27 protein-coding genes are annotated in these 24,589 nt (G+C 56.4%); 6 read left to right on the top strand and 21 right to left on the bottom strand.

The features are described from left to right. Complete coding sequence (locus tag U5K34_RS08485; protein ID WP_322567950.1) at positions 1-258, bottom strand: hypothetical protein; 258 nt, start codon at positions 256-258, stop codon at positions 1-3. 87 nt (positions 259-345) lie between these two features. Here U5K34_RS08485 and U5K34_RS08480 point away from each other — a divergent pair, with 87 nt between their 5' ends. Beyond that, positions 346-963 carry a uracil-DNA glycosylase family protein gene (locus U5K34_RS08480; protein WP_322567949.1) on the top strand — a complete coding sequence of 206 codons (618 nt, stop codon included), beginning with the start codon at positions 346-348 and terminating at the stop codon, positions 961-963. A 462-nt stretch (positions 964-1,425) separates the two neighbouring features. Here U5K34_RS08480 and U5K34_RS08475 read toward each other — a convergent pair whose 3' ends face one another. Genes U5K34_RS08475 through U5K34_RS08455 form a run of 5 tightly spaced genes read right to left on the bottom strand, consistent with a single transcriptional unit; the run spans position 1,426 to position 5,028 of the window. Next, positions 1,426-2,679: an ISL3 family transposase gene (locus U5K34_RS08475; protein WP_322563751.1), complete on the bottom strand. Its 1,254-nt coding sequence runs from the start codon at positions 2,677-2,679 to the stop codon at positions 1,426-1,428. A gap of 4 nt (positions 2,680-2,683) precedes the next feature. Then, positions 2,684-3,106 carry a hypothetical protein gene (locus tag U5K34_RS08470; protein WP_322567948.1) on the bottom strand — a complete coding sequence of 141 codons (423 nt, stop codon included), beginning with the start codon at positions 3,104-3,106 and terminating at the stop codon, positions 2,684-2,686. Beyond that, positions 3,106-3,990, bottom strand: coding sequence for an ABC transporter substrate-binding protein (locus tag U5K34_RS08465; protein WP_322567947.1), 885 nt, complete (start codon positions 3,988-3,990; stop codon positions 3,106-3,108). The genes U5K34_RS08470 and U5K34_RS08465 overlap by 1 nt, the downstream gene beginning before the upstream one ends. A 4-nt stretch (positions 3,991-3,994) precedes the next feature. Beyond that, positions 3,995-4,783, bottom strand: coding sequence for a methyltransferase domain-containing protein (locus U5K34_RS08460; RefSeq protein WP_322567946.1), 789 nt, complete (start codon positions 4,781-4,783; stop codon positions 3,995-3,997). Then, complete coding sequence (locus U5K34_RS08455; protein ID WP_322567945.1) at positions 4,780-5,028, bottom strand: hypothetical protein; 249 nt, start codon at positions 5,026-5,028, stop codon at positions 4,780-4,782. The genes U5K34_RS08460 and U5K34_RS08455 overlap by 4 nt, the downstream gene beginning before the upstream one ends. A gap of 682 nt (positions 5,029-5,710) precedes the next feature. Here U5K34_RS08455 and U5K34_RS08450 point away from each other — a divergent pair. Next, positions 5,711-6,253 carry a phosphatase PAP2 family protein gene (locus U5K34_RS08450; protein ID WP_322567944.1) on the top strand — a complete coding sequence of 181 codons (543 nt, stop codon included), beginning with the start codon at positions 5,711-5,713 and terminating at the stop codon, positions 6,251-6,253. A gap of 12 nt (positions 6,254-6,265) precedes the next feature. Then, entirely contained in the window at positions 6,266-7,468 is a 1,203-nt protein-coding gene (locus U5K34_RS08445) for a glycosyltransferase (RefSeq protein ID WP_322567943.1), read from the top strand. 20 nt (positions 7,469-7,488) lie between these two features. Here the strand turns inward: U5K34_RS08445 and U5K34_RS08440 are convergent, their stop codons facing one another. From U5K34_RS08440 to U5K34_RS08410, 7 genes are all read right to left on the bottom strand, one after another. Next, positions 7,489-8,529, bottom strand: coding sequence for a glycosyltransferase family 1 protein (locus U5K34_RS08440; protein ID WP_322567942.1), 1,041 nt, complete (start codon positions 8,527-8,529; stop codon positions 7,489-7,491). Continuing rightward, entirely contained in the window at positions 8,526-9,338 is an 813-nt protein-coding gene (locus U5K34_RS08435) for a UDP-2,3-diacylglucosamine diphosphatase (protein ID WP_322567941.1), read from the bottom strand. The genes U5K34_RS08440 and U5K34_RS08435 overlap by 4 nt, the downstream gene beginning before the upstream one ends. Before the next feature lie 285 nt (positions 9,339-9,623). Further along, positions 9,624-10,829: a methyltransferase domain-containing protein gene (locus U5K34_RS08430; RefSeq protein WP_322567940.1), complete on the bottom strand. Its 1,206-nt coding sequence runs from the start codon at positions 10,827-10,829 to the stop codon at positions 9,624-9,626. A gap of 17 nt (positions 10,830-10,846) precedes the next feature. Beyond that, a complete protein-coding gene (locus U5K34_RS08425; protein WP_322567939.1) occupies positions 10,847-11,515 on the bottom strand; it encodes a glutathione S-transferase family protein in 669 nt (222 codons plus the stop codon). A 121-nt stretch (positions 11,516-11,636) separates the two neighbouring features. Continuing rightward, positions 11,637-12,269, bottom strand: coding sequence for an alpha/beta hydrolase (locus U5K34_RS08420; protein ID WP_322567938.1), 633 nt, complete (start codon positions 12,267-12,269; stop codon positions 11,637-11,639). A gap of 5 nt (positions 12,270-12,274) precedes the next feature. Continuing rightward, positions 12,275-12,478 (bottom strand): hypothetical protein, encoded by a 204-nt coding sequence (locus U5K34_RS08415; RefSeq protein WP_322567937.1) that lies wholly within the window; start codon positions 12,476-12,478, stop codon positions 12,275-12,277. Further along, a complete protein-coding gene (locus U5K34_RS08410) occupies positions 12,456-14,597 on the bottom strand; it encodes an MASE1 domain-containing protein (RefSeq protein ID WP_322567936.1) in 2,142 nt (713 codons plus the stop codon). Before U5K34_RS08410 ends, U5K34_RS08415 begins: the two co-directional genes overlap by 23 nt. Positions 14,598-14,707: 110 nt before the next feature. Here U5K34_RS08410 and U5K34_RS08405 point away from each other — a divergent pair, with 110 nt between their 5' ends. Continuing rightward, positions 14,708-15,289, top strand: coding sequence for a hypothetical protein (locus U5K34_RS08405; RefSeq protein WP_322567935.1), 582 nt, complete (start codon positions 14,708-14,710; stop codon positions 15,287-15,289). 214 nt (positions 15,290-15,503) lie between these two features. Here the strand turns inward: U5K34_RS08405 and rlmM are convergent, their stop codons facing one another. The 4 genes from rlmM to U5K34_RS08385 are packed head-to-tail and all read right to left on the bottom strand — an operon-like array spanning position 15,504 to position 18,685. Further along, positions 15,504-16,556 (bottom strand): 23S rRNA (cytidine(2498)-2'-O)-methyltransferase RlmM, encoded by a 1,053-nt coding sequence (gene rlmM / locus U5K34_RS08400; RefSeq protein WP_322567934.1) that lies wholly within the window; start codon positions 16,554-16,556, stop codon positions 15,504-15,506. 8 nt (positions 16,557-16,564) lie between these two features. Next, the gene (locus tag U5K34_RS08395) at positions 16,565-16,816 is read right to left on the bottom strand and encodes a YkgJ family cysteine cluster protein (protein ID WP_416224067.1); all 252 of its coding nucleotides are present in this window, start codon (positions 16,814-16,816) and stop codon (positions 16,565-16,567) included. A 35-nt stretch (positions 16,817-16,851) separates the two neighbouring features. Next, positions 16,852-17,889: a ParB/RepB/Spo0J family partition protein gene (locus U5K34_RS08390; RefSeq protein WP_322567932.1), complete on the bottom strand. Its 1,038-nt coding sequence runs from the start codon at positions 17,887-17,889 to the stop codon at positions 16,852-16,854. Positions 17,890-17,926: 37 nt separating this feature from the next. Continuing rightward, positions 17,927-18,685: a hypothetical protein gene (locus tag U5K34_RS08385; RefSeq protein WP_322567931.1), complete on the bottom strand. Its 759-nt coding sequence runs from the start codon at positions 18,683-18,685 to the stop codon at positions 17,927-17,929. Between the two features lie 137 nt (positions 18,686-18,822). Between U5K34_RS08385 and U5K34_RS08380 the strand changes: the two genes are divergently transcribed. Then, entirely contained in the window at positions 18,823-19,485 is a 663-nt protein-coding gene (locus U5K34_RS08380; RefSeq protein WP_322564895.1) for a class I SAM-dependent methyltransferase, read from the top strand. A gap of 16 nt (positions 19,486-19,501) precedes the next feature. Next, positions 19,502-20,926 (top strand): deoxyribodipyrimidine photo-lyase, encoded by a 1,425-nt coding sequence (locus U5K34_RS08375; protein ID WP_322567930.1) that lies wholly within the window; start codon positions 19,502-19,504, stop codon positions 20,924-20,926. Between the two features lie 41 nt (positions 20,927-20,967). Here U5K34_RS08375 and U5K34_RS08370 read toward each other — a convergent pair whose 3' ends face one another. The 4 genes from U5K34_RS08370 to hflK form a co-directional block, all read right to left on the bottom strand. Continuing rightward, a complete protein-coding gene (locus U5K34_RS08370) occupies positions 20,968-21,537 on the bottom strand; it encodes a PIN domain-containing protein (protein WP_322567929.1) in 570 nt (189 codons plus the stop codon). Positions 21,538-21,541: 4 nt separating this feature from the next. Continuing rightward, positions 21,542-22,003: a helix-turn-helix domain-containing protein gene (locus U5K34_RS08365; RefSeq protein ID WP_322567928.1), complete on the bottom strand. Its 462-nt coding sequence runs from the start codon at positions 22,001-22,003 to the stop codon at positions 21,542-21,544. A gap of 218 nt (positions 22,004-22,221) precedes the next feature. Beyond that, the gene (hflC, locus tag U5K34_RS08360) at positions 22,222-23,163 is read right to left on the bottom strand and encodes a protease modulator HflC (protein WP_322567927.1); all 942 of its coding nucleotides are present in this window, start codon (positions 23,161-23,163) and stop codon (positions 22,222-22,224) included. After that, on the bottom strand, positions 23,160-24,212 hold the full coding sequence (gene hflK / locus U5K34_RS08355; RefSeq protein ID WP_322567926.1) for an FtsH protease activity modulator HflK: 1,053 nt from the start codon (positions 24,210-24,212) through the stop codon (positions 23,160-23,162). Before hflK ends, hflC begins: the two co-directional genes overlap by 4 nt. Positions 24,213-24,589 lie beyond the last annotated feature (377 nt).

Raw genomic sequence — 24,589 nt, 5'->3', positions numbered from 1 at the left:
TCAGGCCGCCGGCAACGGCTCCACATCCGCCACCGGATAGGCACGGCGAACAAACTCGCGCGAAGGGACGCCAACGATCTGGCTGTTGAGATGCATGACGCATTCACGCGCCACGGCCCGCGTCTCGGCCAGCGTCCCCCGGCGGTAACTGACAATATCGCTGGTTGCACTGGCAATCACATAACAGTACCAGTTGTCGCCGCTTTGCCCTTGCGGCGGCCCGCTTTTTTCGATCGAAACCAGTTTATATCTGGACATAGCCTTCTCCTTGCCGATGTTTTTTCAATCACGGGCAAACGATAATCCGGCAATATGTCCAACTTGTGACAATCCGATGTGAACTTCATGAAAGATATCAACAAGACACTCGAACAACATCAACGCCGTCTGAGCCGTTGCCGACGCTGCCCCGACATGCAGGGCCCGCCGGTCACCGGTCAGCCGGCAGTCTCGCCGGTGATGTTAATCGGCCAGGCACCCGGCAATCGCGAGATCGAACTGCACCGCCCCTTCGCCTGGACCGCCGGCAAGACCCTGTTTGGCTGGTTTGAACGGATCGGCCTGGACGAAGCGGCGTTTCGCCAGCGGGTTTACATGGCCGCGGTGTGTCGCTGCTTTCCCGGCAAACTCGACAAGGGCGGCGATCGGGTCCCGGGCAAAGAAGAAATCGCCAACTGCCGCAGCTGGATGGAAGCCGAAGTCGAACTGCTGCAACCGCCGCTGTTGATCCCGGTGGGCAAACTGGCGATCGGTCAGTTCATGCCGGTCAGTAAACTTAATGAGGTGATCGGTCAACGTCACCGGCTTGAGGTGGCAGGCAAAGTACGCGATATCATTCCCCTGCCCCATCCCTCGGGCGCCTCCACCTGGCACCGCACCGAACCCGGTATCACCCTGCTCAACAAAGCCTTGCAGGCGATCAAACGGCATCCGGCGTGGAAGGAAGCACAGGATCAGTGCTGAATAGTGAGTCTGTAGGAGCGCCCCGCGGGCGCGATTGCCGAATCCAGCACCGTCGCGGTCGAAGCCCGCTCCCACAAATAGAAGTTGGCAGTTGGCAGTTGGCAGTTGGCAGTTGGCAGAAATAGTGTAGGCCAGGTTGCGCGCAGCGCTAGCTGGCATTCCACGTTTCGACAGCGTGCCTGTTATCTCTCGCAGAGGCGCCACGACGCCGAGCGATATCAGCTGTTTATTCCTCAGCGAGTTCTGCGCCTCTGCGAGAGCCAACTATATTCGTACCAAAATAGCGAGCCTGTGGGAGCGCCCCACGGGCGCGACTGCCGAATCCAGCACCGTCGCGGTCGAAGCCCGCTCCCACAAATAGAAGTTGGCAGATGGCAGTTAGCAGTTAGCAGTTAGCAGAAAGTTCTAACCCGGTTTTTTTCTATCAACTGCCATCTGATGACTGTAAACTTTCTTGGGTCTTCACCCGTTGTAGTGGGTCGCCATTTCGTATTTTTCTGGCATTAACGACAGCCCACCGCAGTAAAACAATATGGCGGTTTTGAATCGCTCCCGATTTCGAAAGCCGCGCGCCTTATCTTTGAGCATCTTGATTTGACTGTTGATACTCTCCGCCCGGGCATTGGTGACATCCAATACTATGGCATTGATGATGCCCCACAGGTGTTGCTTAATCATCCGAGCGACCTTTTTGACAGGCTCAAGGCGGCTGCGGATGGCCCACTGATACCATTGCTGCCAGGCGCGCTCGGCCCAGCCGCGTTTGATATAGCACCACAAGCCCTTGGCGTGTTCCTTAATGACCCACGCTCGCCCGGTTTTGTTCGCCGCACGCGCCAGTTGCTCTATCTCGCGGCGCAAGTTGCGTTTTAGATCGTCATAGTTACGCAACCAACCATACTTCGTGCCCTTTAATGTCTCATCGCCTTGCCTCATCAGTTGGCGATGCTCTTGTTTGCGAACCATATCGACCGCCTGGTTCAGATGCTGGTTGACGTGGAATTTGTCGAAGGCGATTTTGTGTTCGGCCTCGGGAATGTGCTCGCAGGTGGCACGAATGTAAGCCGGCCACATATCCATCGAAATACTCTGTATTTGGGCCTTTTGCGCGGCGGTCAAGCCCTCATAGAATCCGCCCAGACTGGCGCCGCTGCGATCCTCGGCCACGTGCAGAACATGCCCGCGGGCATCGTGGACGACGGTCACGTACTCGTGGCGCTTTTGAAAGGCCACTTCGTCCACGCCCAGCTGCGCCAGCGCGGGCTTACCCCGGCGCGAGAGGCCACGTTGCACGGCTCGCTGCATGATGCCATCCACAGCATTCCAGCTCAGCCCCATCATCCGGCTGACTGATGAGGCGGTGCTCTCTTTGAGCAACCGGATCACCATGGCCTCAAACAAGACCGTGTAACGCGAATTATCTTGTGCCCAAGGGACCTCGATCGTCTGAACGCCGTGTTCAGGGCATTGAATGCGGGGCACGTCGGCCACCACTTGGGTCTTGAATTGGCAGGTATCCAGATGTCGCCAGCGACGGGCGCGCTTGTCATACCGCGGTGCCGATTGACCGCAGGTGGGGCAAGACAACGATGCTCCGTCTTCTAGCTCAACGTGAACCTCAACCGTTTTGTCCGACGCGATGAATTGAATGCCGCTGACAAACCACGGTGAGCCGATGCCCAGTATCTTTTCATATAAGGTCGTCTCGTCCATCATCGATTTAACCTAGCAAACCCACTACAATTGGGGAAGAACCACTTTCTTTTCTGCCAACTGCCATCTGACGACTGCAAACTTTCTTTTCTGCCAACTGCCATCTGACGACTGCCAACTTTCTTTTCTGCCAACTGCCATCTGACGACTGCAAACTTTCTTTTCTGCCAACTGCCATCTGACGACTGCCAACTTTCTTTTCTGCCAACTGCCATCTGATGACTGTAAACTTTCTTTTCTGCCAACTGCTATCTGACGACTGCAAACTTTCTTTTCTGCCAACTGCCATCTGACGACTGCAAACTTTCTTTTCTGCCAACTGCCATCTGACGACTGCCAACTTTCTTTTCTGCCAACTGCCATCTGATGACTGCAAACTTTCTTTTCTGCCAACTGCCATCTGACGACTGCCAACTTTCTTTTCTGGCATCACGCCGGTGGAGCCGTGATCACATCCTCATAGGGATGACGCCGACTGATCTGGCCATCGGCCTCGAACACATCCAGCAGGGTCTCATAGCTGGGGCGGGGAATGTCGGGCGAGCTCTGCCAGCAATCCAGTGCCTGGTAGGCGGCGAGGGTTTGCATCAGCACTTCGGGGTCGATGCCGGGGAAAAAGTGTTGTTCTTCTCTGGCCAGTTGTTCGGCCGGCGTCTCGATCACATGTTGCTGGGCGCGGCGATAGGCGCGCATAAAGGCCCCTGCCATATCGGTTTGCAACCACTGCGGTGTCGCGCACAGGCTGCTGAAGGCGACCGGACCGATCTGCTCGCCCACCGAGGCGACCACATGGCCAATGCCGTCATGTTCCAGTTGTTGCGGGGCCGGGCCCTGCTGATGAATGTAATCTCCTTCGCCATTACGAAACGCCCGGTCCATGGCCGTGACATCACCGGCGTCAATGATATCGATGGTGCCCGGGTCAATCTCCTGCTGCCTGAGAACATAACGAAACATGGCGGCAGGCTGGAACAGGTGGTCCACCAGGACACGCTTGCCCGGTAACTGTGACCAGTTGAAATCGGGCTCGGGCTGGCGTGCAGCCAGAAAGAACCCGTCGCGATCGTTAATCCGGGCGAAATGAACATAAGGCGGAGTCTCACCGCGTTCCAGATAGGCAAAACTGGTCGCAGGAGCGGCCTGGGCGACATGTACCGTGCCATCACGCAGGCCGTCTTCCAGCGGATGCTCGGCATCGACCACGCTGTACTCGACCTCAAGGCCTTCGGCTTCTAAAAATCCGGCACTCATGGTCGCCAGCAGGGGGCTGTAAAAGGCGGAGTGGCGTAATACGCGAATGTGTATCATCTGCATAAGTTTACTCTGTCGGTTTGCGTCGTGCGATAATGTGAATATAGCGGGCCATGGAACGAAACGGTTCCAGCGTGGAGTAACGCAGCTCCATCTCCAGCAGTTCGTCGAACGTCATTTTATCCCGGGTCGGGCGGTGCATGAAATCGACAAACGTCCTCACCCCGCTGCTGGCCACCACCTGCAATCCGGCTTGTTGCAGCCAATCGCCAACCTCCTCCGGTACCAGCGGATTATCCGGAGTCAGGTATTTGCCTTCCCCGGCCAGATCCCCGCTGTGCAGCTTTTTGAAATTGCCGTTCAGCAGATGCCGGTACTCCAGCGCATGACGATTGAAAAACAGCAGCGAGAGCCAGCCGCCGGGGCGGACCAGTTGTTGCAACGCCGCCACTGCCTGGCGGGGATCGGCCAGCCATTCCAGCACGGCATGACACAGCACCAGATCAAAGGGTTCTGTCTCGCCGTCGGCCAGCTGCTGAAACGGCATATGCCGGAAAACATAGCGCGCCATGGCACCGCCCTGGTTAAGCGTCACCTCGGCCGCAGCCAGTTGCTGTTGCGAAATATCGCACAACAACAACTCGTGTCCCTGCCTGGCCAGCCGCCGGCTGAAATGGCCCATGCCGCAACCGGCGTCCAGAATTCGCCAGGGGCGACCCGCGTCGAGCTGCGGGATATGCTGCTGGACATCCCGCCACAGCACTTCCAGCCGCAGTCGTCCTTTCAGCGAGGCATAGATATTCTTTTTAAATCGCTGATGCAGGGGATCGAAGTTACGATCCTCACTCTGGCTCATGGGTTGTCCGACTCCAGCCATTCGACCAGATAGTACAGCCGCGCCCCTTCCGAGGAGCGGGAGGGGCCAACCACCATGGCGGGATAGAAATTTTTCTCCGGATTGGCGCCGGCCAGCGCCGCCTCGGCACTGGCAACCACCTCGACACTGCCTTCCGGGAAGCGATCCCGCTTGCGCCGCGGACAATAGACCACGGCAAACTGTTCCTGTACCACGTCGCTGTCGGGATCGAGATCAATGCGCATAATGTGCTCTCCGCATGCCGGTAATCTGATCATAGATCAGACTCTGATGAATATTGAGTTATTCTAGCACTGTGCATGGCAGATGGCAGAAATAGACCGGGAATCGTCACATAGGCTTCGCCAATGTGACCTACGGCTGAATAGCGAGTCTGTAGGAGCGCCCCGCGGGCGCGACTGCCGAATCCGGCACCGTCGCGGTCGAAGCCCGCTCCTACAGGGATTGTGTAGAGGGAATCGTCACATAGGCTTCGCCAATGTGACCTACGGCTGAATAGTGAGTCTGTAGGAGCGCCCCGCGGGCGCGATTGTCGAATCTGGTGCCATCGCGGTCGAAGCCCGCTCCCACAAATAGAAGTTGGCAGTTGGCAGAATTTTATGCGAGGTTTTTGCTGCCAACTGATGACTGCCTACTTTGTTCGCATGGGACGCACCCTATCGGGCTACGACACCATTGCGGCGTAGCCGTTCCTACAACTGCCGACTGCAAACTGCGACTGCCAACTTTCTCTTCAGACACCATCGCGGCGCAGCAGCTCCTACAGCTGCCAACTTTTTCTTCATCACCCGGAATTTCTTTATCCGGCAGTCATCCGTGGTCACAAAACGTTCATCGGGCTGTCAGGGTTTTGTCATCTACATATCCCATCCTTACTGGCAGGATTATATAAAGAGTATCCTGATTATGAATGCCATACGCCACAGTCTGTTTATCAAACGCATGGTGGCATTTGAGCTGGCCCTGTGCAGCCAGTTCAACCGTGCCAGCCATGTCCGGGTCATCAAGTCGCTGTTTGCCTTTATCAGCCGGCTGGGTGACGGGATTTTCTGGTACACGCTGATCGCGCTGTTACCGTTGATCTATGGCAGCGCGGCACTGGGCGCAGCGCTGCATATGTCAATCGTCGGGGCACTGGCACTGGCACTGTACAAGGCCATCAAATCCGTCACCGAACGGCCCCGGCCCTGTGTGGTCAAACAGGAGCTGCTGCTGGGAACGGCCCCGCTGGATCAGTACAGTTTCCCCTCCGGACACACCATGCATGCGGTCTCCTTTACCCTGGTGGCCCTGCATTATTACCCCGAACTGGCCATCGTCCTGCTGCCGTTTACTGCACTGGTGGCCCTGTCCCGGGTGGTCCTTGCCCTGCACTATCCGACTGACGTGTTGTGCGGCGCCCTGCTTGGCGGCGGGCTTGCCCTGCTCTCATTCACCATAAGCGGCTAAGCGGGCGGTGGTATGCGGATAGTGATGGTTTCCGATGTGTATTTTCCCCGCATCAACGGCGTCTCCACTTCCATTCAGACTTTTCGTGACAGCCTGCAGGCACTGGGACACGATATCCGGCTGATTGCACCCCGTTACAGCGCTGAGGATCCGGCCCAGACAGGTATTTCGCGTATCCAGTCGCGCCCGGTACCGTTTGATCCCGAGGACCGGCTGATGTCCGTTACCGCCGTGGATCGGGAAATTGCCCGACTGCATCGGGAAAAACCGATCGATCTGATCCATATCCAGACGCCGTTTGCCGCCCACCGCAGTAGCAAACGCATGGCTCGCCGACTGGGCATCCCCTGTATCGAGACCTATCACACCCATTTCGAGGAATACATGCACAACTATGTGCCGTTGATTCCCCGCCGGGTATTTCGTCCCCTGATCCGCTTTATAACCCGCCGGCAGTGCCACAACCTGCAGGGGTTGATCGTCCCCTCCAGCGCCATGCTCAAGGTGATTCGCGATTATCACATACCGTTGCCAACTCGGACCCTGCCCACGGGCATCGATCCCGAACGTTTCTCGCGCGGTGACGGACACGCCTTTCGCAAGCGCCATCATATCGAACCGGACCGTCCGGTGATGGTGCATATCGGGCGTATCGGCCACGAGAAAAACATCGACTTTCTGCTGCACGTGCATCACCAGGTGTTGCAACAGTTGCCACAGACCCTGTTTGTGATTGCCGGGGAAGGGCCCGCGCTCGAACATTTAAAACAACTGAGCGACAAACTGGGCACCCGGGATAATATCCGGTTTGTCGGCTATCTGGATCGCAACACCACGCTGCTCGACTGTTACCGTGCCGGCAATGTATTCGTCTTCTCCTCGCGCACCGAAACCCAGGGACTGGTCCTGCTCGAGGCGATGGCCTGTGGCGTACCGGTGGTCTCGACCGCCGAACTGGGGACGCGGGATATTCTCTTGCCCCAGCGTGGCGCGCTGGTCGTCGAGGAGGATGTGGATCAGTTCGCCGCCACGGTGCAACAGGTACTGGAACTGCCCGGGCTGCAACGACGGATGAGCCACGAAGGGCAGGACTATGTGCACGAATGGTCGCACAGTGCCCTGGCACATTCTCTGGCGGATCTCTATCGGCACACGATCGACACCTTTGTCACATCAGCCGCCGATTCTGCGCAAACCGAACGTTCGACCACCTGAACAAACCGGCGTGAGAGAAATTACTTCAGGCTCGAAGCCGCCTTTTGTACCGCGGGTTCCGCCCCGGTATTGGGCGCCAGGTTGGCATAAAACTGATCCGTGGCCTGATACCAGGAATGGGACAAACTGTAATCGCGGGGATTTTCCGGGTTGATCGCCAGTGCCCGCTTCGCGGCCCGACCAAGATCCTCGTCCAGACAACCGGTGATTCCGTTGATTACCACATCCTTCGGTCCGGTCACCGGATAGGCGGCCACCGGCACACCGCAGGCCATCGCCTCCAGCATCACCAGGCCGAACGTATCGGTCAGACTGGGGAAAACGAACACGTCACAGGCGGCGATGGTTCTTGCCAGCTCTTCGCCGAAACGGAACCCGGTAAACACCGCCTCTGGATATTTTTGCTGCAGCATTTCCCTGTCCGGCCCATCACCCACCACGTAGTGGGTGCCCGGCAGATCCAGCGACAGGAAAGCCTCGATATTCTTTTCCACCGCCACCCGGCCGACATAGACAAAAATCGGCCGTGGCGCGGACAGGTAATCCTTGCCATAGGGTCGAAACAGGTTAACGTCCACCCCGCGTCCCCATACCTCGACATGCGTGAAGCCGTGTTCCAGCAAACGCTGTTGCATGGAGGGTGTCGGCACCAGCGTGCGTTCGGCCGGACCGTGAAACCATTTAAAAAAAGCATAGCTGAGCCGCAAGGGGATCGGCGCACGCAGACGCAGATACTCGGGAAACTGCGTGTGATAGGAAGTGGTAAATTTAAGTTTGTGGCGCCGGCAATAACGCCGCACCGCCATCCCCACCGGCCCTTCGGTCGCAATATGGATCGCCTCCGGCGCAAACGCCTCCAGCATGGCGGCGATCCGCCGATAGGGAAACAGCGCCAGCCGGATATCCGGATAGGTCGGCAACGGCACGGTTTTGAACGGTTCGGGGGTAATCATGGCCACTTCATGACCGGATTGTTCCAGGATATGCCCGGTCGTTTTCAGTGTGGTCACCACGCCGTTGGTTTGTGGCGCCCAGGCGTCCGTCGCGATGGCAATTCTCATGCGATCTTCTTGTCCGCATCCGTGACCGGATGTTGCTTGATGGGCCTGACCACATCGGACCAGTGCAGGATCTCCAGCATGCCGTCCCGATGCTCGACCATGGCGGTACAGTTTTCCACCCAGTCGCCATCATTACAGTACAGCACATCGCCGATCTGGCGAATTTCGGCATGATGAATGTGACCGCAGACCAGCCCGTCCACGCCGACACGGCGGGCCTCGTGGGCGACAGCCTGCTCGAAATCGTGAATCACGTTAACAGCGTTTTTGACTTTGCTTTTAAGAAACGTGGAAATGGACCAGTACGGGAACCCCAGACGACGACGGAAGGCATTCAGCCAGCGATTGGTATACAGCAGCACATCATAGGCCCGTTCACCCAGATACCCGACCAGCTTGCTGCAGCGGATGGCATTATCGAATTCATCGCCATGCAACATCAGCAGGCGTTTTTTATCGGCCGTTTCATGGATGTAACGGTTATGAATGGCGATATTGCCAAACACCATGCCGTCCAGTTCCCGGAAGTCCTCATCGTGGTTGCCCGGGATATAAACCACTTTGGTGCCGTGTTTGGCCTTGCCCAGTATCTTGCGTATGACATCATTATGACTTTGTGGCCAGTAAAGTCCTTTTCGGCGCATATACCACAAATCAAAAATGTCGCCGACCAGAAACAGGTACTCACACTGCACTGAATCGAGAAAATCAATCAGATACTCGGCCTTGCAGCCACGATAACCCAGATGGATATCGGACAACCAGACACTGCGGTACCGGAGGGGACGGAGCTGGTGGACGGAATTCATTATCCTGACCTCGGCTGGTTTTTAACAAGCCTAGGGGGTCAGTGTGACAAAATAGAGAAAATACGATGACAAAAAGAAGACAGTTGGCAGATGGCAGATGGCAGATGGCAGATGGCAGATGGCAGATGGCAGATGGCAGAATATTCTGATTCCGGTATTTTGCTGTCAACTGATGACTGCCTACTTTGTTCGCGTGGTAAGGCTTGTATAAAAACCCTTCCCCACCATCGCGGCGTAGCCGCTCCTACAGCTGCCGACTGCAAACTGCGACTGCCAACTTTCCCTTCACAACTCAGGACTTTTTTTACCCATCACCGCAAACACCGGGTCCGAATAATCCAGCTGCCCGCTATAGGGGTCCTCGGCCGGCCGGGGATGGCCGCGCAGGGATTCGGAGGCCAGTTGTTCGAACCGGCCGCCCAGACGCAGGTAATCAATGACCACCTGCATACGTTCGAACTCATACAGCTCGCTCCACAACTGGACCGCCTTGGTTGGGAACCAGCGATCGGAGAAGGTGATTAGCAGCGGGGCACCGGGTTTCAGTACCCGCGCGACCTCGTCAATGACCAGGCGGGGAGATGTCAGGTATTCGATCGAGGCGGTACAGATCACCGCATCAAAATGCTCACCCTCGAATGGCAGGTAACTGTCCTGGTTCAAATCCTGCACGGTATAGTCATGCAGTCGCACATTGGCCTGCATTTCTTCGGCATTCATGCCCAGGCCGTGGACTACCAGATTATCGGGCTGCGCCGGCAGGTGAGAGACCCAGCTCGACATCAGATCCAGGACCCGCATGCCCGGTTGCAGAAAACGGGCGTAGAAGTCCTGGATGTGTCGGCGACAGGTGGCATCCAGGTGCTGTACCAGACGGGGGCTGGTATAGAACTCACTATCCTCCGCCTCATCGATTCGCCGAAAGGCCTGTTCGGTAAAAAAGTCGGTATCGGTATCCGGCAGGCTGGCCTGCATCCCCGGACCATGGCTGGCACAGGCCGCCAGGATATCGCCGGGTGAGTCGACCTGATCACTGCCGTTCTGAGGCTCATCCGGCAGGGTAGCTTGCAATTGCAGGCGCCGGCCTGCCAGCGGGTGATTGAGATCGATGCACAATTCCCGCTCGCTAGCCCGCAGGCAACGTAACGCCCGGTTCGGACCGGGATTGACCTCGATCGCCTCGCTGACAAAGCGATACGGATAGAACCGGCCGGTACGCGGTGTCACCGGGGGCAGCGGATGCTTGCTTCGACGCCGAAATTGTTCCCGGGGCAGAGTCCTGATCAGATTTTGCTGGTATTTCTCCTGCCAGTCATCGAACAGAATATCCACCTGCGCGCTTTGATCCGCAGACAGTTCCTGCAAGCGAGATCCCAGATCGGCCGGGAAACGCTCCTGCGTCAGATCGATCTGCCCGAAGTAATAGCGATCGCGATGATGGGCATGAGGACTGTCCCACTCCAGGGCGATTTCCAGCGGCGTCACGCGCATCGGTGCTCTAACCCGAACTAAACACCGATTTTTTGCGCAAATATCGATCCACTGCTCTGGATACGATTGCAATAATCTTCGTTATAACTCGCCTGTACCGCATTGATGACGGACGGACGCTGCAACAGGGTCTCCGCCCAGGGCGCGATCTGCGGCGCATCTTCATAGACATCCTGTGCTTGCATCCCTTCCAGACAACGTAGCATGCGGAAAATCGGCGCATAGACGGCATCAACCAGTGAAAAGTTATCACCATTGAAATAAGGTCCGCCTTCGAAAAACTCATCCAGGGTTTCAAGACGATCCTTGACTCCCATCAGATTCTGCTTATAGGTCGCTTCATCGGGGGTATTGGCGTACGTAAAGACCGCGCCAAGAAGTTCGTTGCCAAACTCGATCCAGGCACGGTTTTTAGCACGAGCAAAGGGATCTTCGGGATACAGGCTGCCGGGTGTGACCTCATCCAGAAACTCGCAAATCGCCATGGACTCGAACAGGGGCTGATCGTCCACCAGCAGGACCGGGACTTTTTCCAGAGGCGAAACCTCGTGAAACCACGCCGGAGGATTATTGAGATCGATATATTCGATCTCGTAGGGCACCTCTTTTTCCAGTAATGTAATAACCGAGCGTTGAACAAAGGGGCAGAGTGAGAAACTGATTAACTTGAGTTTGGGTAATGACATGATCCGTGAGTCCTGATTAATTTTATGACATTTATTCGAGTGAACACCGCGCAGGTAGTGCGGGACTTGATAACGCAAAACAGTATATCAAGCGTTTGGCGGGCGCGAACACCCTGGGTATCTAGTCGCTAAACCGACCCTGTTGCAAAAATGCGCAGGCCTGAGTCGCCACATCGCGGGCAAAAAGCATGCTCAGGTGCGTATGCGGGAGCGTCAGATGCTGCGCCAGTCCGTCAGAGCGGGTTTCGCTCACCGACACCGTCCCATCATGCGGCCTGACCAGCTTGCCCGGCGCCAGCAACAGACCAATCCCCCGCGGCCGGTTACCGGCAATCATCGCAGACTCCTGCACGCCATGCCATTTCGGTGCATCGCCCAGCAGCCCGGCGTGCATCGAGCGTCCCAGCAACCAGCGGGTAAGACGATGTTCAGCCAGATGTTGTGCGACCACGCTGCCCTGCAAGGGGGTTCCCAGCATAATGACCCGACCGGGATGCGCCGGTGTCCCCTGCTCAAACAAATGCGCCAGCACGATGCCACCCAGGCTGTGTGCCACCAGATGTACCCGATCGGCCTGGATAGATTGCAGATAGTCCCGTAATCGGGCTGCATTTTGCTGTGGTGTCCGGCGCAGACCGGGATATCGAAAATAACGACAGTCGTAACCACACTCTCGCAGACGACGACCCAGTGGCCGCAATTCCAGACCGGTCATCCAGATACCATGAACCAGAACGACAACCTCGCGGGACATGGAAATTACCTGATCAGCGTATAGAGCAGATAGGCACTGCTGGCCAGAACCAGTCCGGCTCCCCAGAAAGCCAGCCAGAATTGCCGGGCCCGCATACCGGCAAGCACGAATATAACACCGGTAAACAGACCGAACACGGCCGTTCCAACTATCATGCCATCGACTTCCTGGCGGGCCTGCTCCGGGTCAGTTCCAATTCGATACCGCATGCTTGCTCCTGTCGTGACGCTGTTTTATCGGTAAACTGAATTCGAAGACATAACCCGGTCCGGTCCCCGGGTAGGCGCGTAATTCGCCGCCCATACTTTCGATGATACTGTTGGCGATTGGCAGACCCAGGCCGATGCCATGCTTTTTGGTGGTCACCAGCGGCGTGAAAATATTTTCGCGCATATTTTCAGGAACACCCGGCCCGGTATCACGGAATGAGACTTTGACAAACTCATCCTGTTGTTCGGTCATGATGGTCAGTATTCGCTCTGACTCAATCTCATCCATTGACTCGATCGCATTAATTACCAGATTCAGGATCACCTGCTGGGTCAATACCGAGTCAACCAGGATCAGTGGCAGGGATTTCCCAAGCACGTAAATTACCTGAACCTGGCTGCTTTTTATCTTGTTCTCCACCAGCCGCAGGGAATCCTGTACCAGCTCATTGATATCCACAGAGGAAAATTTAATGTCCTTGCGATTGACAAAATCACGCAACTTGTTGATGATTTTCCCGGCGCGTTCCGCCTCATCACTGAGACGGCCAAAAACCTCCTGAAGATCCTTGTTACTCAAACGGCCTTCTCTGGCACGGTTCAGTCCGCCCTTGGCGTAACACATAATCGAGGTTAACGGCTGATTGATTTCATGGGCCAGACTGTTACCCAGCTCGCCCACCGAAATATAGCGAGACAGACGGGCCCGCTCTTCCTCCTGGTGATGTTTCTGCTCATCCGCCTGTTTCTTCTCGGTAATATCTTCGGCAATACCGGCAAGTCGGTAAATCCGACCGGATTCATCGTACACCGGGAAACCCTTGTCCTTAATCCAGCGCACCGTATTATCCGGCCGGACAATACGGTACTGGATTTCGAATTTAGCGCCCCGCTTGAAGTGTTGATACTCACTGAAGACCCGCACTTGATCTTCTGCATGGATCGAGTCGTACCACAAATTCGGCTCGGCATAAAACGTCTCCGGCTCATGCCCCCAGATATCAAAACAGGAAGGGCTTATATAAACGACATGATCGTCCCGGGCATCCACAAGCCAGAAGACTTCATTGATATTCTCGGACAACTGGCGCAACCGTAATTCACTTTCCTGCAGGCGTCGATGTGAAGTACGCAATTCTTTTTCTGAATCGCGTCGCTCGGTAAAAATAGCAGCGACAACCATAGCCGTAATCGTGGTGACACAGATAAACATGATCACAAACAGAAGACCAAGCACTCCGGATTCGAACAAAAATAATTCCCAGTCAGGATGATAGGAAAACAACAGGGCCATACTGATGATAATGGAAGCGAGTGTTGCACCCATTTGTTCAAAGCTGATCGCAACGAATACTGTCAAAGGTAATATCAGATAAAACAATGCCAGTTTACCGGTCGCATTATTCGGACCCCAGGAAAAACTGTATAAACAAATCAGGATAAGTAATAAGGCATAGAGCGAAAACTGACCAACCCGCTTCGGCTGCAGGATATATTGGCAATCATCAATAATATCGGAATCCAGGCGTGCCTTGCTGTCAGCGCTGCGACAGAAATACAGCAGATTGCGCCAGACCATAAAAAACGGGACGATCAACAAAATTCCAACACTGCTTCCAAGCCACCATGTCATCCAGACATACACAAGGTCCTGGCCTGTTGCGTACCCGGTGACCCCCATGCTTGTACTTCCGATCAGGCTGGAGATCAGGGGTGCAGAAAAACTGATCAGTGAGAAATGCAATACTTCCCGGACATGACGAAACTGGAGTTTAAGCCGACCACGCATAACCAGGTACCAGGCAGCCAGGGCTTCCAGCACCTGGCCACATGAAACCAGTAATCCCACTTGTAATGGCATATCCAGTCGATAAATCAACAAGGCCGTGCCAATAACAATGCCGGGCCAGTAACGGGGTCCCAGCAGAATGAAGACGAGGACAGACAGGCCTGATGCCGGCCAGAAAGGGGTCACCCCGGAATAGCCCGACTCGATCTGCAGTCCAAGCTCGCCCAGCAGATAATAGGCCACCCCGAACGCGAGCACGACGGCGGCATACTTCAGTGAACCCGGCCAGACCAGCCGCTCGGGCAACATGTATCGAGGTTTTTGGTTCAACACCGGTATCGCCAAAAGCTGAGAATATCAACGCTAACTGTATGTGATAGTAACCGTTTGGGCAAGCCCGCCCCGCGCGAAACGGGGTTGATCCATGCTATTCTCAAGCCATGAACAACGAACAAACCAACAGCCGCGTGGATGAATACTTCGTCATCCGGATAGAACGCCAACTCCGCACGGAACAGACCCGGCTGGCCAAACGGGACATTTTTCTCGGCGAGAACGATCAGCTGGTCCCTGTCCGGGATGCCCGGCGCTTCGACTCTGCCGAGTTCGCCGCCAGCCATATCGAAAACCTGGAAGAGCAGAACCAGTATCAGTACATCATCCAGTTCTGCAGCAGTAAAAAACCAAACGAGTCGCCGACCGAAATCGAGGAACTGATTAACCGGATTATGGAGATCCCCTACCCCTATCGGCGTACGGCCTATAACTGGCTGCGGGGTCGGGATGTACAGGCCCTGTTACGTCGTGAATCCGAAGAGGTCTGCGAGCGCCATCGCCGGGTATTGCTCGACCACGACATCGATATCACCCGCAAAAGCGACATCATCCTGATGAAGCCCAAACGCAAGAAGTTCAACATCAACACCGGCCAGCAGTCCGACACCGCGCCGCGCCAGTACTTCGCCTACCCCGGGCAGAAGCCCCTCCCGGTCCCGTCAGACGAGGAAGGCGGGTCTGAATAAATAGCCCTCTTGCTGAGCATCTGTGGAAGGAACGCAGAGGACGCAAAGACGCGGAGAACGCAAAGAAAAAATTATTTCAAAATCACATAACCATGCAATTAATCCTGGCCAGGGTTAACTCACCATATTCGCTGTTTTATTCAAAAAAATCTTTGCGACCTTTGCGTCTTTGCGTCCTTTGCGTTATTTGCAGCGGCATGAGAAAAGTGGCAGCTTAGTCTGTGGCCAACACGCAGACGGTGACCTCTTCACGGTCGTGATAGAGCTGCTTGCAGCGGATGGTGGTATTGATGCCTGCATGAGCCAGTTCGTCATGCAGCATGGTCAGGCACTCCTGCACTTCCTGGTAGCGTTTTTTCATGGGCAGTTTGAGATTAAAGATGGTATACCGGCACCAGCCGTTGACCAGCCAGCGGGCCATCAGGGCGGTGACTTTTTTCGGCTTGTCGACAATGTCACACACCATCCAGTCGACTGTCTTTTTCGGCTGATAACGAAAGCCGTCTTCGCGAACGTGCTCGAGTTGTCCCGAGTCCAGCAGTTCCTCCTGCATGGGCCCGTTATCGACTGCAATCACAAACAGATGCCGCTGTATCAGTTGCCAGCTCCAGCCACCGGGCGCGGCGCCCAGATCCACCGCTTTCATGCCCGAACGCAGAAACTGTTCGCGCTCATCCTCGAACATCAGTCGCAGGATGCCCTCTTCGAGCTTCAGGGCCGAACGGCTCGGTGCGTTGCGCGGGGCCCGCAGGCGCGGGATACCCATCAGCCAGATCGAACTGTTAGCCAGCGGCGCGTAACCGACATAGGCGGCATGGGTGGAGAGAAAACAGAGATGCAGTCGATAGTCCGCGTTCGCCCGGTATAACCCGCCGGCTTCCAGCTGCGACTCCAGCGGGCGGGCCAGCGCCCGGCAGAGTTTCTGCAGCTCCTTGCCGGTATTGGTATCCGGGGTTTCGATAAAGAACCCGGCATACTGGCGAGACTGTTGCTGCAATAACCTCAGGATGGGGGTCAGCCGATCGGCCAGCGGCAGATCATTGAGCAGTTCATCGATGGCAAACCACTGACGGGTAAAGATCAGATCTTCCAGGCGCAATACCGCAAACAGGTCGGCACCGGGATCATGGCTGGTGTAAACCACATAGCCATTGTCCCCCCGGGCCTTGCAGTAACCGCTGATACCCCGCTGCAGTGCCTCGCCCTGGATCTCGGCGGCACATTCGTTCTCGAACCCGGCACGGCAATATAACAACCAGCTGGCCATTTAACCCGTCACCCGGTCTGTCGCTCGAGCCATTGCAGATTTACCAGCGCCTGCGCATCATCATCCCCACAGATCGAAACCGTGGCGCTGAACTGTTCACACACCGCGGGCCGTTCGGGGCGCCCGAACAGCCGACACAGATTATTCTCATCCAGCTGGATGCAGCGTATGCCGGCCGGTTTTCCGCCTGGCATCCCGGGAATCGGCGAGGAGATGGACGGCGCGATACAACAGGCGCCACACCCGGCCCGACAGGCGATGGTGTCTGTCACTCCCCTTTTATTCGAATCAGCCATCAGCTCTCCCCGCCGGACATGGCGGCCACCAGCGCCAGCTCGCCCGGCCTGACCGAATCGAGATTGAATTTTTTCGCCGCGGAGGCCATGCGCGTCAGGGCCGCCGAGACACTCATCGGCGGGGTGGTATCGCCTTTTTTGGCGCGATGAAAGCGCACCGGATTGATCCGCGCCACCACGTAGTTGCGCAGGTAGGGCGACTTGAAGCCGCGTGCTTTCAACTTCTCGATAATCTTTTTCACCTGTACATCGATCTCCTGCAACCGCGCCGCCTGGGCTTCGCGCTCACGCAGGCTGACGCGCAGGGTGCGCTCGCTGAAGCGATCCAGTTTTTTCAGCAGCGGGCTGTAGGCCCCGCCGGCGAAGCGCTTGTTCTGCGCATAGATGATCCCCAGGGTCAGCAGCTCCGGCGCCTCGAACTCGGCCGCAAAATCGATCTCCTTGGCCCGGGGTTTGTTCCCGGCCAGCGCACGCGCCATGCGGATCACCTCCAGGCTGCGATCCTTGAGGTTATGGGCCTTTTCCGTATTCAGGGCCAGGATCCGATAGGCCAGCTCCTCATCGGGCGAGACCAGCGCGGTGATCTGGCGCAGGCCCAGCATTTTGGCCGCCGCCAGCCGGTGGCGGCCATTGGGCGTCCACAGGCTGCCGTCGTCGCCGCGCACCACGATCAGCGGATCCAGAAACGACCCGCTCTCCTCGATCTTCTCGGCCAGACGTTTGACATGGGTCGGGGAGAGATCGCGCTGGAACGGCGTCGGCTGTACCGCCCTGAACGGCAGCACCGCCATCACCACCGGCCGGCCGGACAGGGGCTCGCGGTACGCCCCGATGGCGGCGCCACCGACGGCCTGAATCTCGTCGATCAGCGGCGCCACGCTCTTGTCCTCCAGTGGCAGGACCACCTGCTCGGCCTTGAGTCCACGCTGTTCCTTGCGCGGCGCCAGCTTGCCGGTTTTTTTCTTGCGCACGGCTTTCTTTTTGGCTTTCTTTTTCGCCGCCGTCTTCTTTTTACTGACTTTCTTTTTCGCTGCCATAGTCGGGTAATTTCTCAGATAGTCGTCGCCTGTCGCATTATCGGCCAGCCAGTAAACGCCGTACAGTGAAATTGAAATTGCCGCGGCTGATCTCCTGCGCCAGTGCCGGCACCCCGTTCAGTTGTTCGCGCAATCGCTGGCTGGATGAGGGCTGACGTAAAAAGCAGGCAATATAATTTTCAAATGCCGGCAAGGTAAACTGATATCCCTGCGGCAGCGCCTTGCGTAACTTCGCCTGATGATACCAGGCACAATCGCGCAGGCTCTTGCGCGAGACGAAATTCATCACCAGCATCCCGTCACGGCTCAGGTTGCGCGTGAGCAGTTCGAACCATTCTTGATCCGCGCTGATCGCCCTGACCGGCTCGCCCGCCTGTTCGCCGAACAGGTCCTCGATAATCAGGTCAAATTTCGGGCCGCGATAATTGCGCAACCACTCCCCCGCCTCCGCCTGGTGCAGCTGTGCGCCGCACTGTGCGATCTCGAAATAGTCCCGCGCCACCTGCACATGGATCGGATTGAGTTCCACCCCCACCATTTCGGTAACATCGACATAACGCTGTAACTGGTGAAACACCGTCCCCCCACCGACGCCCAGCATCAGTACCCGCCCAAACCGGGGCGGTTGCCGAAATAACGCCGGCAGCCACAACAGATCCCAGATGCCGCCCGCCAGGGTCCGTTGCGGATGATACTGGCTGTGAAACACCCCGTCGGTATACAGACGGCGGGTGCGTCCCGCGGTGCGCACTTCATAGGTGGAACCCTGGTAAGTCTTTTGCCAGAGAATGGCCATGCCCGCTGATGTCCCCTGTTAACTGCGCAGCCCGGCGGCAGTGGCAGATGAATTGCAATTATCGACGGCTAGTTTACCATAACGGGAAATCCCGTCGCCTTGCGACGGCGTCTTCCCGCCCAGTGACGAGGCAATGCATGTCAAACCGTACCCTGAACCTGACTGACACTGTTTACGATTACCTGCTTGATCATTCCCTGCGCGAGAGTCCGCTGTTAAAACAGCTGCGCGAGGAAACCGCCACCCTGGAGATGGCGCGTATGCAGATTTCCCCGGAACAGGGGCAGCTGCTCAATCTGCTGGTTAAACTGCTCGGTGCCAGACAGGTGATCGAGATCGGTGTGTTCACCGGCTACAGCGCCCTGTGCATGGCCGAGGCCCTGCCGAACGACGGGCGCCTGGTGGCCTGTGACATCAACCAGGAATGGACCGACATGGCCCGACGTTACTGGCAACAGGCCGGAGTCCATAAAAAAGTCGAGCTGCTGCTGGCGCCGGCCGACAAGACCCTGCAAAAACTGATCGACACCGGCAATGCCAACAGTTTCGATTTTGCCTTCATCGATGCCGACAAAAGCCATTATCTGACCTATTACGAACAGTGCCTCAAGCTGATTCGCCGGGGCGGTCTCATCGCCATCGACAATACGCTCTGGAATGGCGATGTCGCCGACCCCGCCGTTAACGACGAGGATACCCGGGCGATCCGCGAACTGAACGACGCCCTGCACAGCGACTCGCGGGTGGACATCAGCCTGCTGCCCATCGGCGACGGGTTGACCCTGGCGCTCAAGCGCTGAAACCGGCCCGGCCCGTATGTCCCGTACCCTGATTCTCTGGTTCCGGCAAGACCTGCGCCTGCACGACAACCCCGCCCTGCAGGCCGCACTGGCGGATGCCGAGCGGATCATTCCTTTATATATACACGATGACACTACCGCCTGGGCGCCGGGTGCGGCCAGTCGCTGGTGGCTGCACCATAGCCTCACCGCGCTGGCGGACCAGCTCAAACAGCGCGGCAGCCGTTTGATCCTCCGTACCGGGGAAAGTACCGGGGTAGTGCAACAGCTCATTGACGAAACCGGCGCCGAGGCCGTGTATTGCAACCGGATCTATGAGCCGGCCCGGCTCAAGCGGGACAAACAACAGCACCGGCAGTTAAATGACAACGGCATCACCTTCAGCGTCTACCAGGGCAACCTGCTGCGCGAACCGGACACCGTGCACAACCAGAGCGGACAACCCTACAAGGTCTTCACCCCGTTTTATAAATGCTATCTGCGCGAAGGCTGGGACAACCACATCTACAAAACGCCCGGACAACTGCCCGGCGTCTCCACCCGGATCAAATCCGAAAAGATAGCCGATCTGGAACTGCTGCCCACCATCGGATGGGACAGCGGCTTTGTCGATCACTGGCAACCCGGCGAGGCCGGGGCCTGGAAACAGCTGCGCCGCTTTCTGCATGACGATCTGGCGGATTATCACCAGGCACGGGATGTGCCCTCATTGCAGGGCACCTCGTGTCTCTCGCCACACCTGCACTTCGGCGAGATCAGCGTGCGCGCTATCCTGGCCGAATTGGATCGCCAGGGACTGCGCAAGCAGGGCGAAGGCTTTATCCGCGAGCTGATCTGGCGCGACTTTGCCCATTCGGTGCTGTTCCACTTTCCGCACACCACCGACAAACCCTTCGACACGCGGTTCGACAACTTCAAATGGAAACAATCGAAAAAGCTGTTACAGGCCTGGCAGCAGGGCCAAACCGGCTATCCCATCGTCGACGCCGGCATGCGCGAACTGTGGCACACCGGTTATATGCACAACCGGGTCAGGATGATCGTCGCCTCATTCCTGACCAAAAACGGCATGCAACACTGGAAAAAAGGCGCCGAATGGTTCTGGGATACCCTGGTGGACGCCGATCTCGCCGCCAACAGCATGAACTGGCAATGGGTCGCCGGCTGCGGCGTCGACGCCGCACCCTATTTCCGCATCTTCAATCCCGTCACCCAGAGCCAGAGATTCGACAAACAGGGCCTGTATATCCGTCAATGGGTTCCGGAACTGACCCATCTGCCAAACAAACATATCCATGAGCCATGGAAAGCACCAGATGAAGTTCAACAAGCGGCGGAATGTATTATCGGCGAGGATTATCCAAAACCGATCCTGGATCTCAAGGCAACCCGGGAAGCGGCACTGGAGGCATACAAGAAACAGATTTCTGGGAAATCATAGTTCTCACTGATATCTCAACCCACCACAATTGGGGAAGAGCCTCAAATTAATGTTATGACTTCTTTTAGTTTCCCTACAGTAATGGGCAATCCCTGGTTATAAAAAATCCCCAATAACTCTTCTGCTGTAAAAGGCGGATTCTTGAGCCGTTCTCTTTGTTCGCGTACTACAGCGCAAAATGCAGTTGGATTAAGATCAAACAAATGGCCAAGAAAGATATCTGGTGTTTGCACATCTATTTCATGTTTAGCAAGCGCTTCATCGGGAAAATCTCTCAGGTTGTTTGTGACTATCACATCAGCCTGGCATTTTATCGCTGCCGCCAAAACATGCCGATCATCAGGATCGGGTAATTGCAAAGAATCAATATAACCTTCGTAATTTTCAACAATCGCGTCAGGAACAGCTTGTCGCATAAGCTCTGCTGTGCGATAAAGAGTTTCTTCGGGGATATCAGAACGATCTTTCAGAACATTACGTATCCATTCATTCTGAATCTCAGTGGTCCATTTTGCACGGAACTGATCTGTCAGGGCGACGCTCATCAAGAGATCGCGTAATGGGGCAGGATACAGAACACAGGCATCAAATACGGCAGTAAAATTTGCCATGTGCCTAGTATCCCATTTTTGATTCCTGTGCTTGTTCCGCCAGTTCGTCTAATGCTTTGCGTCGTGCATCCATGCTTTGTTCCTTATAGGCTACCAGGTCATGAAAATAGACCCGTCGATGACTTCCAACTTTATGAAAAGGTAATTTCCCTTCCTCGAGTAGTTTTACGAAATAGGGACGGGAAACATTCAGGAAATCGGCTGCTTGCTGGGTAGTAAGTTCTGCATGCTGCGGAATGAGCGTCACCGCCTCACCTTCAGCCATATGGGCAAGGATATCCACCAGCATCCGCATCGCCGATACCGGCACGGTGATCTTCTGGTCTCCATCAACTATCTGAATCTGGGCCTTGTCACCCTTACCGATACAGGCCGCAAGCAAGCGGCTGCTCTCGGCCGCGATTTTCATATCCTCTTCACTCGGCGGTCGGCCTGCTTGATCAGATAGCTTGAATGCCTGCTCCATTTCCAGCCCTCAGTTAATAATACATTCCCGACTGTTTATAAGCCTGGCACACAAACGAAATAAACGCAATATACGAAATAATCGAAATATTGTCATACTAATAGAGGGGTTAATTAATCAGAACGCTCTGATTTTATTGATTTGTATAGAGAAAGATAGAGGTTGGTAATTAACCAGGGACCGCACCCGGAGGGGCGCGGTCCCTGGAAGGCCGGGATTTACCTGACCTGAGACTCTTCCAGGTAACGGAAGAAGTCGGAGTCGGCTTTGAGCATGAGGGTGCTGTTCTCGCCCAGGGCCCGGTAGCTTTCCAGCGTGCGGAAGAAGGAATAGAACTCCGCGTCGGCCCCGAATGCCTCACCGTAGATCCGGGTCGCTTCGGCGTCGGCCTCGCCCCGGATCTTCTCGGCGTCACGCGCGGCCTCGGAGCGAATGCGCCGAAGGTCACGTTCCATGTTGCCGAGGATTTCCTGACTGCGGCCCCGGCCTTCGGAGCGGAAACGTTCGGCAATGGACTGGCGTTCGGCGATCATGCGGCTTTCCACCTGCTTGCGCACCGATTCAATGTAGTTGACCCGCTTGATACGCACATCGTCCAGCTCGATCCCGAGCGCGGGCATGGAATCCCGGGCCCGCTCCAGAATCCCGGCTTCCAGCAGTTCACGACCCAGTTTGGGTTTTTTCTCCAGGTTGACGTCACTGCGTTCGGCCAGCGCGGGGTCATCCAGCTCATCGACATTGACTTCCCAGTCCTTCGAACGAACGATCTCTTCCAGCTCGGTGGACGAGACCATGTCGCGTACCACCGAGTCGATGATGTCGTCGAGTCGGGTGCGTGCACCGGCTTCATCCCGGACGCTGGTCAGAAACAGCAGTGGATCGGTGATCCGCCAGCGCGCCGTGGTATCCACGAGGATGAACTCACGGCCCAGTGTGGGGATCTGGGTCACGTCCCCGTCCCAGACCAGCAGGCGTTTGTCGAAATAGCGCACATTCTGCCAGGGTAGCTTGAATTTCAGACCCGGCTCGTCAATAACGTCGCCGATCGGTTCACCGAACTGGACCACGATGGCCTGTTCGGCTTCATCCACGGTGTAGAGGGTGACATAGCCGATGATGACGGCAATCACGGCCACGATGGCAAGCACTGTGGTTTTCATTGGTCACCTCCGGTGGCACGCGCGGCTTTACGGTTGACATCGAGCAAGGGGAGCGGCCCCACCTGCCCGTCCTGTACGACCAGTATCTGTCCGATACTGGGCAGGATTTCGTTCAGGGTTTCCAGATACAGGCGTGAACGCGTGACCTCGGGTGCCTGCTGGTATTCGCGCAGGACGGCACTGAAGCGTGCGCTCTCACCGTCGGCCCGGTTGACCCGTTCCGTGGCGTAACCTTTGGCTTCGGCGACGGTGCGCAGGGCGGCGCCCTTGGCGTTGGGGATCTCCTGGTTAACGCGTTTTTGCGCTTCGTTGATCATCCTCTCCCGTTCCTGGCGTGCCTCGTTGACTTCGTTGAACGCCGGCTGCACGGCCGGGGGCGGCACCACATCCTGCATTTCGACGGTGCTGATACGAATGCCGGCATCGTACTGGTTGAGTATTTCCTGAATCTCGTCGCCGGCCTTCTTCTGAATCTCCACCCGGCCGATGGTCAGCACCTCGGAGCCCAGCATGTTGCCGACGATACGGCGCATGACCGACTCGGAAATATCGCGCAGAGTCCGGGTGGGCTCACGCATCCGGTACAGGAACTTGATCGGGTCATCAATGCGGTACTGGACCACCCACTCCACATCGATCATGTTGAGATCGCCGGTGAGCATCAATGACTCATCTTCGAATTGCGCGGCGCTGTAGGTCGAACGTTGACCCTGGCGGGTGCCCTGGGTGCGGAAGCCGAATTCCTGCTTGAGCACCCGCTCGGTGGCCACCAGCTGAACCTGGTCGATGCCAAAAGGAAGCTTGAAGTGCAGGCCGGGATCGGTAATCCCCGTGACGGAACCGAATCGTTTCACCACGGCCCGCTGCTCGGGCTGAACAGTGTAAAAAGAGGTCAGCGCCGCCCAGGCCAGCAGGAGGAGTACAACGACGCCGATGACGCCGCCGATCCGGCCACGCGGTGAGCCCCCGCCAGTGAATTTTTTCATTATCTCAAACAGGTCGGGTGGGCCCGGCGGCCCGTGACCATTGCCTTTCACGGATTGAATCATACTTGTTCTCCCTTGAATCGTGACAACAGTCTACGCTTCAGGGTCGGTTTTGTAAGCAATTGGGGCGAAAAAATCTGGTCAATCCGTGTGCACCGACAGTTGGTGCAGAGCGCCTGTTCGATAACGGAAACTGCGCTGGAGGTAGACAAGAAAGAGAGCGTTGGAGATCATAATCCCCTGGATCACAGAGGGTTAGAATGCCGACACCAGAATCGGCAAGTTAGTGTCAGCTTTCGGCCAGAAGTCGATATTCGACCATGTAGAGTATAACAGCAAGTGTCCAAAGAGGTCATAATGAGAACCTCATGGTTCGACAACTTTGCCGAGAACGAATTTGGACATCGTGAATGGATGCCTGCAGGCAAAACAAGGGAAGG

Source organism: Thiohalophilus sp. (genome assembly GCF_034521165.1).
Lineage (GTDB): Bacteria > Pseudomonadota > Gammaproteobacteria > UBA6429 > Thiohalophilaceae > Thiohalophilus.
Note: the sequence above shows the minus strand (reverse complement) of the source record. Positions and strands in the feature narration are given on the sequence as shown.

Coding starts and splice junctions, on each gene's coding strand:
- U5K34_RS08485 (WP_322567950.1), bottom strand. CDS start 258: ATGTCCAGATATAAACTGGTTTCGATCGAAAAAAGCGGGCCGCCGCAA.
- U5K34_RS08480 (WP_322567949.1), top strand. CDS start 346: ATGAAAGATATCAACAAGACACTCGAACAACATCAACGCCGTCTGAGC.
- U5K34_RS08475 (WP_322563751.1), bottom strand. CDS start 2,679: ATGATGGACGAGACGACCTTATATGAAAAGATACTGGGCATCGGCTCA.
- U5K34_RS08470 (WP_322567948.1), bottom strand. CDS start 3,106: ATGCCAGAAAAGAAAGTTGGCAGTCGTCAGATGGCAGTTGGCAGAAAA.
- U5K34_RS08465 (WP_322567947.1), bottom strand. CDS start 3,990: ATGCAGATGATACACATTCGCGTATTACGCCACTCCGCCTTTTACAGC.
- U5K34_RS08460 (WP_322567946.1), bottom strand. CDS start 4,783: ATGAGCCAGAGTGAGGATCGTAACTTCGATCCCCTGCATCAGCGATTT.
- U5K34_RS08455 (WP_322567945.1), bottom strand. CDS start 5,028: ATGCGCATTGATCTCGATCCCGACAGCGACGTGGTACAGGAACAGTTT.
- U5K34_RS08450 (WP_322567944.1), top strand. CDS start 5,711: ATGAATGCCATACGCCACAGTCTGTTTATCAAACGCATGGTGGCATTT.
- U5K34_RS08445 (WP_322567943.1), top strand. CDS start 6,266: ATGCGGATAGTGATGGTTTCCGATGTGTATTTTCCCCGCATCAACGGC.
- U5K34_RS08440 (WP_322567942.1), bottom strand. CDS start 8,529: ATGAGAATTGCCATCGCGACGGACGCCTGGGCGCCACAAACCAACGGC.
- U5K34_RS08435 (WP_322567941.1), bottom strand. CDS start 9,338: ATGAATTCCGTCCACCAGCTCCGTCCCCTCCGGTACCGCAGTGTCTGG.
- U5K34_RS08430 (WP_322567940.1), bottom strand. CDS start 10,829: ATGCGCGTGACGCCGCTGGAAATCGCCCTGGAGTGGGACAGTCCTCAT.
- U5K34_RS08425 (WP_322567939.1), bottom strand. CDS start 11,515: ATGTCATTACCCAAACTCAAGTTAATCAGTTTCTCACTCTGCCCCTTT.
- U5K34_RS08420 (WP_322567938.1), bottom strand. CDS start 12,269: ATGTCCCGCGAGGTTGTCGTTCTGGTTCATGGTATCTGGATGACCGGT.
- U5K34_RS08415 (WP_322567937.1), bottom strand. CDS start 12,478: ATGCGGTATCGAATTGGAACTGACCCGGAGCAGGCCCGCCAGGAAGTC.
- U5K34_RS08405 (WP_322567935.1), top strand. CDS start 14,708: ATGAACAACGAACAAACCAACAGCCGCGTGGATGAATACTTCGTCATC.
- rlmM (WP_322567934.1), bottom strand. CDS start 16,556: ATGGCCAGCTGGTTGTTATATTGCCGTGCCGGGTTCGAGAACGAATGT.
- U5K34_RS08390 (WP_322567932.1), bottom strand. CDS start 17,889: ATGGCAGCGAAAAAGAAAGTCAGTAAAAAGAAGACGGCGGCGAAAAAG.
- U5K34_RS08385 (WP_322567931.1), bottom strand. CDS start 18,685: ATGGCCATTCTCTGGCAAAAGACTTACCAGGGTTCCACCTATGAAGTG.
- U5K34_RS08380 (WP_322564895.1), top strand. CDS start 18,823: ATGTCAAACCGTACCCTGAACCTGACTGACACTGTTTACGATTACCTG.
- U5K34_RS08375 (WP_322567930.1), top strand. CDS start 19,502: ATGTCCCGTACCCTGATTCTCTGGTTCCGGCAAGACCTGCGCCTGCAC.
- U5K34_RS08370 (WP_322567929.1), bottom strand. CDS start 21,537: ATGGCAAATTTTACTGCCGTATTTGATGCCTGTGTTCTGTATCCTGCC.
- U5K34_RS08365 (WP_322567928.1), bottom strand. CDS start 22,003: ATGGAGCAGGCATTCAAGCTATCTGATCAAGCAGGCCGACCGCCGAGT.
- hflC (WP_322567927.1), bottom strand. CDS start 23,163: ATGAAAACCACAGTGCTTGCCATCGTGGCCGTGATTGCCGTCATCATC.
- hflK (WP_322567926.1), bottom strand. CDS start 24,212: ATGATTCAATCCGTGAAAGGCAATGGTCACGGGCCGCCGGGCCCACCC.